This window comes from Sphingomonas fuzhouensis, assembly GCF_034659795.1.
GTDB classification, from domain to species: domain Bacteria; phylum Pseudomonadota; class Alphaproteobacteria; order Sphingomonadales; family Sphingomonadaceae; genus Sphingomonas; species Sphingomonas fuzhouensis.
On record NZ_JAXSQY010000006.1, the window covers coordinates 16632 to 28830 of the forward strand.

Below are 12199 nucleotides of genomic sequence, written 5' to 3' on the forward strand. Positions count from 1 at the left end.
TCTCCGAAGGATCAAGGGGTGGGATAGAGGTCGCGATAGGCGGGGGCGGCCACGTCGGTAACCGCGACGCCGCCGCGCGCATGATGGAGGGGGACGAGCCGGACCGGCTCGATGGCGTTGCCCGGCGCGCCGTCGCTGGTGACGGCCAGCGCCAGCGTGTTGCGGCCGCGATGGTGCAGGATGCCCTCGGGAATCGGAAACACGCGCTGCGGCCCGACATTGGCGACGAACTGGCCCATGTTCCAGCCGTTGACGAAGATCAGCACGCGGTAACGGCCGGGCGAGCGCGGGGTTTTCGCATCGCCGATCTGGAGGCCGATCGTCGCGTCTTCGCCCTTGGGTACGGATAGGTCGAAGGTGGTGCGATACCAGCTGGAGCCGGTATAGGGCTTCGCGTTCGCCAGCTTTACAGCTTGCCACCCGCTGTCGGCGAAGCCCGGCAGGGTCCAACCCATGCGCTCGCCATACAGGCCGCCATTGTTGCTCGGGCCGCGTGCCATGTCCTTCAGGTCTTCGCCGCCCGCGCGTCCCTGGATCTTCCACGCGATCGGCACGGCAAAGCTGTCGCCGCCGGGCCGCGCCAGCGAGACGGAGATCAGTCCGCGTGGCTCCTTATGCGCATCGTCGACGTCGAGGTCCCAATTGTGCCCATTCACCCGCACCATCGCGGCGAGGACGTGATTGCCCGACCGTGCCTCCGGCGGCAGCGCGAACTCGGCGACGCCGGTGGTGATCGGACGCGGCAGGCCGCCCGCCAGCTCATGCTGGCCGACCAGCTTTCCGTCGAGGAAGAGTTGTAGCATCCCGGCGCCGCCCGCGCCATAGTGGACGGTCACCGTCTGCGCTTCCGCAGAGCCGGAGAAGCGGCCGCGATACCAGACGTCGCCGTCGTGGAAGCCATAAGCATCCGCGCCGAGATTGGGCTGGCCGGTCGGCGGGCGGATGGTGGCGACGTTGCGCGCCGAGCCTGCGACGGCCCAGGCGGAATCGTCGAAGTCGGGCCAGGCCTCGGGCGATCCCTCGGCATAGCGCCATGTCGCGGCATTCAGGTCCGGCAGGGTCAGGGCTTGCGGCGCGGGTAGGGCGCGCTTGGCGATCAGGCTGTCGCTGGCCGAACGGATGACCGGGATCGCCTGTCCGTTCCAGCGGATCGCGCGCACTGGGCCCCAGACTTCGAGCGGCGCTGCGGTTTCGGTATCGCCGGTCAGGTCGAGCGTGGCGCCGCGTACCGTCGCGTGACGAACGAGCGCGGGGCCGCGCTCCAGCAGGCCGTCCTGCCGGAAGAAGCTTTGCCCCGCCGCCACGTCGCCGATCAGGAGCAGCAGCGGCGCACGCCCACCGCCCTCGATCCGTACGCGGGCGAGGCCCTGATGCGTGTAGGTCAGACGCAGGTCGCCTTTGGCTGCATCGAACGCGCTCGCGACCTGGCCATCGATCACCGTCACCTTGGGTGCGCTCGTATAGCGAAGCACCGTTTCGCCCGGCTCGCTTTCGCGGCCGTAGAACAGCGCGATGTCCTCCGCGCCGTGACGGATCGTCGTCTGGAGTTCGGACGTGGAATAAACCAGCCGCTGGCGTTCGAGGTTCACTCCCGCGACCAGCAGCTTGGCATCGCGACCGTGCAGTTCGCTGGCGAAGCTGTAGCGCCCGTCGGGCAGGTCGGCGGCGATGGTGAAGCGTGCGTCGCCGGTCGCGTTGGACGGTTTGGGTGCGACGAACAGCAGGCGCGCATCGGTATCGGGATTGCGGTCGTGATAGACCTGCACCGCGTCGCTGCCGGTGATGGCGACGGGCGGGGCTTTCTCCAGGCGGGCGAGGTCGGGCACGGCGGCGAGGAACTGGCCGATCTGCTTCAGCTCCAGCGCCTTGGGCCGCAAATTACGTGCCTCGTCGATCGCCGAGCCATAATCATAGGAGGTGTAGACGACGGGCGCGGGCAACCAGCCCCAGCTGGTGCCGCCATAGCCCATATAGATGCTCTGGATGGCGATGCCGTTGGCGATGTTGGTGCCGTAGAAGACGCGCTGATATCCGCTGCCGCGCTGGATCGCGTTGCACGGATACATGCCGTTCGACCCCCAATAGTCGAACCAGCCGCCGCCGAACTCCGCGATGAAGCCGGGCGTATGCGGAGAGGCGCTGGCGCCGCCTTTCGCCCCGCCCGGCCCGTACAGGCCCCAATCGGGGGCGGGGGCGCCCTTGGTCGGCTTGTTGTCCACGCCGCAGACGCCGCCGGGATAGCCGTCGAACGCGTAGAGTTGCTGCGGCCCCGGTACGGTCAGCGGGACGTTCGAACTCTTCGGCACCCAGTACCCGTTGCGGCCCTGATCGTTGTGGAACATCGGCACGGTGATGCCGTCGGCGCGGGCCTTGTCGTACAGATGCTGCATGTAGCGGCTCTGGGCAGGCGTGGTCAGTGCCAGTTCGTTCTCGATCTGGTGGAGGATGACGCTGCCGCCGCGCCCCAGTTGATGGCGCGCGATGATCGGGTTGATCCGGTCGAGCCATTCGTCCGCTGCGGCGAGATATTCGGGATCGTCGGTGCGCGCCTTGCCCGGTTGATTGACCAGCCACCCTGGAAAGCCGCCGCGCGACAGCTCCGCATTCACATAGGGCCCGGCGCGGGTGATGACGTAAAGCCCTTCCTCCTGCGCCATGGTCAGCAGCCGGTCGATGTCGCGGATGCCGCTGAAATCGTACACGCCCTTTTTCGGGCTGTGGAAGCCCCAGTCGATATAGATGGCGACGGTGTTGAAGCCGCTCGCCTTCATCTTCTGCAGGATGTCGCGCCACAGATCGGGCGAGGGCAGGCGGAACGGGTGGAACTCGCTCGACCAGATCAAAGTCGGCTTGCCGTCGATGCGCAGCGAGTAGCGGTCGAAGGTGACGCGTTGCGGCGGCGGCGCGACCTGCACCGTCGCCGCATTCGCCAGCAACAGGGCGGCGGCAAGGCTCATGCGAAGTGGAACATCGGCGTCAGCGGCGCCTCGACCGGACGATTGCCGGGCTGCACCTCCATCAGGTCGGCCATGTAATCCCACCAGCGCTGCATGACCGGCTTGCCGGGCAGGTCTTCACGCTTGTCGTCGGGGTGGAGACGCAGGACGGCGAACAATGCATTCGTTTCTTCGTCGAGGAAGATCGAATAATCGTAGATGCCAGCCTCGCGCAGTGCCTCTGCCAACTCGGGCCAGATGGCGTCGTGGCGGCGGCGATATTCCGCTGCCATGCCGGGCTTCAGCATCATGCGAAAGGCGATGGGCTGGGTCATGCGTCGTCTCCGGGGATGTTCAGGCCGTGGCGATGGGCAAAGGTTGCGAAGCGGGCGAGCCAGGGATGGGGGCGGCCGTCCGCCTCGATCAGGCGGGGGCCGTGACCGCCGCTTTCGACGATGTGCAATTCGGCCGGACGCGGCAGAGCGTGGACCGCCTGGAACATCGCGATGCTGTTGGCGACGGGCACCACCGGGTCGTCGGCGGCATGGCCGAGGAAGGTCGGCGGCATGTCGGCGGGCAGGTTCAGTTCGGCCGAATAGCGGGCAGCGCGTGCGGCATCGGCATTGCGGCCGAGCAGTTCGCGCTTCGACTGGCCGTGCGCGAAGCTCTGCGTCATGGTGATAACCGGGAAGAGCAGGCCGACCGTCTTGAGCGTTATGGGCTGGCGGTCCGCCGCGTCCACCGGCTCATAGGTCTTAAGCGCCGAGCGGGCGGCGAGCCGCGCTGCCAGATGCCCCCCGGCCGAAAAGCCCATCGCCGCGACGTTGGTCGGGTCGATACCCCATTCCGCAGCCCGTGCCCGGATCACACGTAGCGCGCGCTGGGCATCCTGCAACGGCGCGTCGGGGCCTGCCGCCCATCCGTCATGTGGCAATCGGTAGAGCAGATCGAAGGCGGTGACACCCAGGCTTGCGAACCAGCGCGCGACCGGGGACGGCTCTCGCCCCACCGCGACCCGTGCATAGCCGCCGCCGGGGATCAGCAGTATCGCCGCCCCGGTCGGCTTGGCGGCCGGGCAGACGGTGAGCATCGGCGTCGCGACATGCGGCCAGGCGATATTGTCGGCCGGTCCGTCGGGCGAGCGCAGCACGAAAGCGTCCGTCACCGGCGGGCTCGGCATACCCGGCGGCGTGGCGGGCCAGATCGGAAAACGGCTGGCTGCAGGGGCGGCCATGGCAAGGCGCGGCGTCGCGGCGAGCGACAGGCCAGCGGCGATCAGGGTGCGTCGGTCGAGCGTCATCATCAGTTCCCCGCCGGTCGTTCGGTGCTGTGCATCGTGCTCGCCGCCAATCGGAAACGCTCCGGCGCGGGCGGCCGGGCCGGATCGAAGGGGGGCAGGTCGCTGCGTACGAAGCGTGCGAGTGACGGCACCGTCCGCATCCGCTCGGCGATGTCGCGGGCCAGCACCCAGGCGCCGTAATTGTCATGATGCGTCGCGTCGCGTCCGCCATCGTTAAAGGCCAGCGGCGCGCGAGCCTGCCCCAGCGCCTCGTAGAAGCGGATCGAGTCGGCGTTCAGGTCGATGACCGGCACATGCTCTTCAGCCCCGACCGCGCGGACGGCGGCGGGATAGTCGCCCAGCGTCGGCCGGATATGCCCGTCGGCCGTCCATTGCCGCCGCTCGGGCGAGGTGACCAGGATCGGCGTCACCCCGCGCCGCCGCAGCTCGGCGATATAGGTGCGCAGGTAAGCGCGAAAGGTCGTCGCCGCCTCGACATAGGTTTGCGGCCACTGCGCCTTCTGGTCGTTATGACCGAACTGGATCATCGCGATATCGCCGGGCTTTGCGCTGGCAAGCACCTTGTCCAGCCGCAGCTCGGTCAGGAAGGATTTCAGCGTCTCGCCAGATTCCGCATGATTGGCGACCGCGACGGTCGGGGACAGGAAGACGGGCAGCATTTGGCCCCAGCTGGCCGCCGGTTCGGCGGGCTGGTCGGTTACCGTGGAGTCGCCCAGAAGGAACAACGTCGGCACCTCGACGGGGGAAACCGTGACGTGGCGCAGGGCAGGGGCGGGGCCAAGGATTTCGAGCGTCAGCCGGTCGTCCCAGTCTCGCGAGCCGACCTCGCGGGGTTTCAGCCGCACCGCACTTCCCCCCGGCGCGTTGGCGGGCGGGGGAGTGAGGGCGGGCGTGCGCACATTCACGATGAAACGCCGCATCACGATCTCACCCGGTCGGGTGCGCACCGCGTCGAGCATCAGCCGACGGCTTTCGGCCTTGATCGTGGTCACGGTGGCGCGAGCGGGGTCGCCCAGCGTCACCGTGACGGCGTAATTGCTCGGAGGCACCGCGACCGAAAACAGGTTCGGACCGCCTTCGAACCCATGATCCCCGTCAAAGCCATGTCCCGCCAGCTGCGTCAGGTCGAAGTCGCGTGTCGCGGGCTGGGTTTGGGCCTGGGCCTGGGCCTGGGCGGCCATCGTCATCGACAGCGCCGCCACCGCGATCACCCAGCGCATGATGGCCCGCCTGCGGGCGTCGTACGGCTCAGCGCGGGGCGGTCCTTCAGAACATAACGGGCGATCGGGAGATGGGTTCGGGCCAAGCCGCCCGCGATCAGATCGGCGATCCGCCGCGCGCCCAGTTCGCTGAAATGCGTGTCGTCATCGACAGCCTCGGTATAGCCGGGCAGCCCCTCACCCTTGGCATAATGAAGATAATAGCCGCGCGAGCCATCCAGGCCGATACCGTCGATCCAATGCTCCGACAGGGTCGCCAGGTCGATCAGCGGCACGTGCTGCTGCTCCGCCACGCGCTTGGCAGCGTCGGAATAGGTCGGGAAGCTGGGCACGACATGCCCGTCCTTGAAGGCGCGCCGGGTCACCGGGGTCAGCAGCACCGGCTTGGCCTTGGCTGCGCGGGCGACCGCGATGAAGCGCTTGAGATTGGCTTCATAGTCCGGGATCGGAGTATAGCGTTCGGACTTGGCCTGATTGGCATCGTTGTGGCCGAACTGGATGAGCAGCGTGTCACCCGGCTTCAGGTCACGAGCGATGGCGTCGAGCCGCCCCTCCGCCATGAAGCTCTTGGTGCTGCGCCCGCCAATCGCGCGATTGATAACCGTGACCTCGGACCCGAATGCGCAGCGGATCATCGAGCCCCAGCCCGACAGCGGATATTTGTCCGGCTTGTAATCCTGCGCGGTCGAATCGCTGGCGATGAAGACGCGGGCGGGGGGCAGGTTGCCGGGCGCCGAGCCGACCAGCAGCGGTACACAGGCCACCAACAGTCCGACAGCTGCCCGATGACGCTTCGCCATGCACCCGCTCCCTTGTCTTATGATGCAGGCCTATTGGTGCCCCGCTTTCTCAGACTATGCGCGCATGTTCCATATTGTGCAAGAGCAGTTTGTCATTTGGGATGCGTTTATCGGCGCTCGGATTCTCTCCAGCCGAGATCGCGGCTGATGGCGTGGGCGGTGCCCAGCACGTCGCCGGTCAGCGCGGTCATGCGATCGTCCGACATATATTGCGCCGCGCTCGACACGCTGATCGCCGCGACGATTCGGCCACTGGCATCGCGGATGGGTGCCGCGACACAGCGTATCTGATCCTCATTCTCCTCCAGGTCATAGGCGCAGCCCAGGCCGACATAGCCGCGCATCCGCTCCACCCAGAGGGCATAATCGGGGGCGTTGGGATCGCCGCCACGTTCCTCCTCGAAACGCTGGCTCCAGACCCGCGCGTCATCGTCCAGCATCAGCGCCTTGCCCAGCCCGGTCGACGTCATCGGCTGACGGTCCCCCACCCGGCTGGAGATATCGACCCGGCGGCGGCCGGGAATCTTGTCGAGATAGAGGGCCTTGTCGCCGTCGCGCACGCCCAGATGGACCGTATCCTCGGACGCGGCGGCCAGCGCTTCGATATGGTCACGACCAATCTGGACCACGTCGGCCTGTTGCTGTGCCAGGAAGCCCAATTCCAGCAGCTTGGGTCCGAGGCGATAGCCCTGGCGCGGCGTGAAGGTCAGGAAGCACCGGTCGATCAGGGCGCTCGCCAGCCGGTGTGTGGTGCTACGCGTCAGGCCCAGCCGCTCGGCGAGCTCGGTCAAGGCGATCGGACCATAGGCAACCTCGTCGATCAGATCGAGACCGCGAAGCAGCGTCTGGCTGCCGGTCGGGCCCTTGGTTTCGCTGGTCTCGGACTTGGGCGGCTTGGCAGATGCGGCCATCGGAACAAATCTCCTGTTGCGCCACAAATTCTGTCAGCGCGTACCATATATTGGGAGTATTTGCCCGTGTGCGATCTCGCTGTCGAGGGCAAAGAGCGAGGCACCACCGGGATTATGGCCATAATGGTGTATGTCGCACAACCGTCTGCCTCACCTGGTCGAGCAGGATCGGACGACGGCCCTCCTTGCCGTCATGCGACAGCGACAGCTGCTCGACCTCCAATCCTTCGACATGTCGTGCCCAGAGTCCCCAGGCGGGCAGCGTGCCGAACATACTCGGTTCGGGATAGGCATCGGGGAGCTCCCCCGGCCGTTGCTCGCCATCACCGGCCGTTCCGCCGCCGCGATAATGAAGGGACATTCGGGCAATCGTGACGTCACGAACAGGCCGGTCCTTCGACCCTGCGATGATCGCGGGATAGCGATAGTCGATGTCTGACGCCACGACGTCGGCCAGCGTGATGCCACGCATCGAACCGATGCCTGTGCCCTCGGGGCCCCGTCCGCGGTTTCCGAGACGCAGGAAGACCGGCGCGCTGGTCACATCATGCATGGTCAGGCGCCGCGCCGTGACATTCTCCATCACGCCGCCATCCACCGTTTCCAGCGCCAGGCCCCGGCTATGGTCGAAGCGGCAATCCTCGATCAGGATGTCGCGAAAGCCACCATTGCTCTCCGTCCCAATCTTGATCCGCCCGGTGGGGCCATCCCGATCAGGTGCCAGCAACTGGGCGGTGCCGAACCGGCCGTCGAGCATCGTGCCGCGATCATAGCCCGAGACGGCACAGTCGCGGATAACGATATCCTTGACGGGCATGGGGTGCCCCATGGCAAGACTGCTCTTGATGACGATGGCATCGTCATTGGGCGTGTTGACCCGGCAGTGCGTAACGGTCGCATGACGCACGCCGTCCAGGTCGATCCCGTCGCGCTCGGCATCGATGGTCAGCCGATCGAGTGAGACGCGCGTGCAGCCGGTAAGCAGAACCGCGATATGCCCGCCGCGATCGATGGTCAGGCCCTCGATCGTAACGCCGTGGCAGTCCCGCAGACCGATCGCCTTGTTGCCTTGCCCGCGCATCGCGTCGAACTCGGGTTCCAGCGCGGCAATGGCGGCGGTGCTCATGTCCCGCATCGATAACGGACGTTCGCCGCGTTGCGAGCGCCAGCGCGAACCGGGGCCGTTGCGGGTCAGGCCGCGTCCTTCGATCCGGCCCGGCCCGGCAATGGCGATGTCGTGCAGCCCATCGCCCCAGATCAGGCTGTTATGCCAATGGCTGTGCCCGAAATCCTGATAGAGTTGCTCCCCGCGCGGTTCGGGATCGTCATAGCGGTCGCCATGGCGCCCCGGATCGGCAGCCTCGATCACCGCCCCGCCGGCCAGCCACAGCGCGACGCCGCTCGCCAGCCGGATCGAGAAGCACAGATAGCGCCCGGCAGGCAGGGCCACGGTGCCCCCGCCACTATACGCGACCTGGGCGATGGCGCGGTTGATCGCGTCGTGGTCCAGCGTTCGCCCATCGCCGCGCGCGCCGACTTGCGTAACGTCGAGCCATTGCCGAGCATGGACCGGCGCGGCGAAGCGCATGGTCAGGGCCGGGCCTTCGCGATCTCGACCGCATAGACCTGCTGCCCGCCCTGCATGTTGGAGCGGAAGACCAACCATTTGCGGTCCGGCGTGAAGTTGGCGTTCGGCTCCAGCCGGTAATCCTGGGCGGCCATGTTGACGAGCTTTTCCGCCTCGAACACGCCGGGTCGAATCAGCGTATCGGCATCGGGCGCGCGGATGCCCGCGACATCGGGAATGGCGCGCGGGCGGAAGAGATAGAGCCATTTGCCGTCGGGCGCATGGGCGACCATCTCCCGGTCACCGCCATCGCCGGAGAACAGTTTGCCATCGGGCGAACTGTTGAAATGCACCGACCATTCGTTGCGGTTCAGATGGTATCGGGTCCGCTTGCCCGTCGCGACGTCATAGCCCGCAACCCAGAAATCCTCGCCGCGCGGGGTTTGCAGATCATACCAGACGGTCCGCCCGTCGTGGCTGAACCATTCATGCCCGGCAATCTCCATGTTCATGGTCCGGGTGTGGATTTTGCGTGGGCTGCCGTCGGGCCGGTCGACGCGCATCAGCCAGAGCCGATCGACCTTGTGCCATGGCCCTTCATGACAGAACATCAGCAGGCCGGGATCGGTCGGCGAGAATTGCAGATGGTTCAGCCAGTCGGTCGCGCGGTGGACGATGCGCTTCTGCCCTGTGCGGGTATCGATGACGAACATCGCCATCGGGATGCGCGCGTCCAGCCGCTCGTTCATCCGCACTTCCTTAGCCTCGGCATGAGTCAGCGGTTTGCCGTCCGATCCGGTCGCGCGGTAATCGGCCTGGTCGTAACGCGAGTCCTTCTTTGCAAAGAGCGCCAATGTATCCGACGCGGCATGGGGATCGGTTTCCACGCCCCCCAGCAGCGTCTCGTCGGCATTGATCGTCTGGATGTCGCCATGATCGATGGTCGCCACCTTGCGGGTCTTGCCGCTGTCGATATTGGCGGCCCAGATGGTCTTGGCCCCTTGTCCGTCCGCGGCTTGCGTCTGGTAATAGACGGTTCGGGTCCGGTGGCCGGTGAACAGCAGGCGGAACGGCCCTGTGATCGGCACGATCGACTTCAGGGCCCGCGTTTTCAGGTCGACCGACGCGATCCCCCTGGGCGTCGAGATCAGCAGCTTGTCGCCCTGCGGCGTATAGCCGTTATAGTTGAAATAGAGGCTGGCGCTGCCCGGCTCGTCCGACAGGCGAACGACACGGTGGCCGGTATCGGGATCGATCCACTCGCGCGGTGGCACCCGATCCGCCGCCATGGCGAGGGACGGAAGGGCCAGCAGCAGCACGGCAGCGTGCCACATCATTGCAGGTTCACATACGCGCCGCCATCGACCAGCAGCGCCGCACCGGTGACATAGCGTGCCATGTCGGAGGCGAGGAAGACGGCAGGGCCCGCCATATCCTCCGGCACGCCCAACCGTCCCAGTGGCACGCGGCCCTCCATATACTTGCGCTTGGCCTCGTCGGCCAAGTCGTCCTTGTTGATCTCGGTCAGGATGGTGCCGGGCAGCAGCGAGTTGCAGCGGATATTATGGCGACCGAGCGCGATGGCGGCCGACTGCATCAGCGAATGCAGTCCCGCCTTGGTCGGGGTATAATGCGTCTGATACTCGCCGCCGACGAGCGCCGAGATGGAGGAGACGGCGATGATCGACCCGCCATGGCCCTGTTCGACCATCTGCCGCGCCGCCGCCTGGCACATATAATAGCCGCCATGCAGGTTCACCCGCATCGTCCGCTCGAACGTCTCGACCGGCATGTCGAGGAAACTGTGGAAGGGGCAGATGCCCGCATTGGACACCATCACATCGACCTTGCCGAACGCTTCGACCGCGCGCGCGATGAAGTCGGTCGCGGTGGCAGGGTCGGCGACGTCGCCCTGGATGGCGACCGCGCGGCGACCATGCGCCTCGATCCCCGCGATGCACTGCGCCGCGCCGTCCGAATCGCGGGCATAGTTGATCGCGACATCCGCGCCATGCTCGGCCGCGCCGATCGCGATCGCCCGGCCGATACCCGTCGACGCACCGGTGACCACGACGGTTTTTCCTTCCAGCAGCTTCACGGCCTTGCTCCTCATCCTGTCTCTCTGCTCACTTGGCCGACCGGTTTTTGCAAAACAACCGATTGACCTTCAGAGTCTCAACAATTAGCATCCTATTCCATAAAGTGAGAAAGTAAAGTCGGGAGGAACGGATGCGGGGCGGTTGCCAGGGGACGCGGACCAGCGAGGGCGGGCGATGAGTCTGTCGCGAATCAAGCATGTCCGCGCCTTCGTCGCGCGTGGCGCGGGCGCGGATTATCACGACCAGGGCGCAGGCCACTGGATCGACGATCACATCGCCACGCCGATGGCGCGCTATCCCGAATATCGCCAATCGCGGCAGAGCTTCGGCATCAACGTGCTGGGCACGCTGGTCGTCGAGATCGAGGCGGAGGACGGTACGATCGGCTTCGCAGTGACGACCGGGGGTGAGCCCGCCGCCTATATCGTCGAGAAGCACCTTGCCCGCTTCCTCGAAGGGCGCTCGCCGGTCGAGGTCGAGAAGATCTGGGACCAGATGTATTTCTCGACCCAATATTATGGCCGCAAGGGGCTGGTGGTGAACGCCATTTCCGGCGTCGACCTGGCGCTGTGGGATCTGCTCGGCAAGCTGCGGGGTGAGCCGGTCTATCACATGCTCGGCGGCGCGGTGCGCGACGAGCTGCAATTCTACGCCACCGGCGCGCGACCCGATGTCGCCAAGGAACTCGGCTTCATCGGCGGCAAGCTGCCGCTCCATCACGGTCCGGCCGAGGGGCTGGAGGGGATGGAGAAGAACATCGCGCTGCTCGCCGACATGCGCGCCAAGTGCGGCGACGATTTCTGGCTGATGTACGATTGCTGGATGGCGCTCGACCTCGACTACGCCACCCGGCTCGCGCACCGCGCCTGGAACGAATGCGGGTTGAAGTGGATCGAGGAAGCGCTCAGCCCCGACGATTACTGGGCCTATGCCGAACTGCGCAAGAAGGCGCCGCCTGGCCTGCTGGTCACGACCGGCGAGCATGAGGCGACCCGCTGGGGCTTCCGCATGCTGATCGACATGGGCTGCTGCGACATCATCCAGCCGGATGTCGGCTGGTGTGGTGGCGTCACCGAACTCATCAAGATCGCCAATTATGCCGACAGCCGCGGCGTGATGATGATCCCGCACGGATCGTCGGTCTACAGCTATCACTTCGTCATCACCCGGCACAACTCGCCCTTCGCCGAGTTCCTGATGATGCACCCCGGCCCGACCGAGGTCGTGCCGATGTTCGCGCCGCAGCTGCTGGGCGAGCCGGTGCCGCAGAATGGCCGCATCCGCGCCAGCGCGCTCGACAAGCCCGGTTTCGGGGTCGAACTGAACGCCGACGTGCCGCTTCACCGCCCCTATACCCACTGAGGAA

The 12199-nt window shown here is 66.3% G+C and carries 10 protein-coding genes; 1 reads left to right on the top strand and 9 read right to left on the bottom strand.

Features of this window, described 5'->3' with window-relative positions:
• Positions 1-11 precede the first annotated feature (11 nt).
• From U1H82_RS13190 to lra1, 9 genes are all read right to left on the bottom strand, one after another.
• A complete protein-coding gene (locus tag U1H82_RS13190) occupies positions 12-2957 on the bottom strand; it encodes a beta-galactosidase (protein WP_322965412.1) in 2946 nt (981 codons plus the stop codon).
• Complete coding sequence (gene rhaM, locus U1H82_RS13195; protein WP_322965413.1) at positions 2954-3271, bottom strand: L-rhamnose mutarotase; 318 nt, start codon at positions 3269-3271, stop codon at positions 2954-2956. The genes U1H82_RS13190 and rhaM overlap by 4 nt, the downstream gene beginning before the upstream one ends.
• The gene (locus U1H82_RS13200) at positions 3268-4239 is read right to left on the bottom strand and encodes an alpha/beta hydrolase (protein WP_322965414.1); all 972 of its coding nucleotides are present in this window, start codon (positions 4237-4239) and stop codon (positions 3268-3270) included. The genes rhaM and U1H82_RS13200 overlap by 4 nt, the downstream gene beginning before the upstream one ends.
• On the bottom strand, positions 4239-5456 hold the full coding sequence (locus U1H82_RS13205) for a rhamnogalacturonan acetylesterase (RefSeq protein WP_322965415.1): 1218 nt from the start codon (positions 5454-5456) through the stop codon (positions 4239-4241). The genes U1H82_RS13200 and U1H82_RS13205 overlap by 1 nt, the downstream gene beginning before the upstream one ends.
• Positions 5444-6256 (bottom strand): rhamnogalacturonan acetylesterase, encoded by an 813-nt coding sequence (locus U1H82_RS13210; protein WP_322965416.1) that lies wholly within the window; start codon positions 6254-6256, stop codon positions 5444-5446. The genes U1H82_RS13205 and U1H82_RS13210 overlap by 13 nt, the downstream gene beginning before the upstream one ends.
• Positions 6257-6363: 107 nt before the next feature.
• The gene (locus U1H82_RS13215) at positions 6364-7167 is read right to left on the bottom strand and encodes an IclR family transcriptional regulator (protein ID WP_322965417.1); all 804 of its coding nucleotides are present in this window, start codon (positions 7165-7167) and stop codon (positions 6364-6366) included.
• Positions 7168-7279: 112 nt separating this feature from the next.
• Positions 7280-8755, bottom strand: coding sequence for a rhamnogalacturonidase (locus tag U1H82_RS13220; protein ID WP_322965418.1), 1476 nt, complete (start codon positions 8753-8755; stop codon positions 7280-7282).
• Between the two features lie 2 nt (positions 8756-8757).
• Positions 8758-10071 (bottom strand): oligogalacturonate lyase family protein, encoded by a 1314-nt coding sequence (locus U1H82_RS13225; RefSeq protein ID WP_322965419.1) that lies wholly within the window; start codon positions 10069-10071, stop codon positions 8758-8760.
• The gene (lra1, locus tag U1H82_RS13230) at positions 10068-10832 is read right to left on the bottom strand and encodes an L-rhamnose 1-dehydrogenase Lra1 (RefSeq protein WP_322965639.1); all 765 of its coding nucleotides are present in this window, start codon (positions 10830-10832) and stop codon (positions 10068-10070) included. The genes U1H82_RS13225 and lra1 overlap by 4 nt, the downstream gene beginning before the upstream one ends.
• 175 nt (positions 10833-11007) lie before the next feature.
• On the opposite strand from lra1, the gene rhmD reads away from it, so the two are divergent.
• A complete protein-coding gene (rhmD, locus tag U1H82_RS13235; protein ID WP_322965420.1) occupies positions 11008-12195 on the top strand; it encodes an L-rhamnonate dehydratase in 1188 nt (395 codons plus the stop codon).
• The last annotated feature ends 4 nt before the right edge of the window (positions 12196-12199 follow it).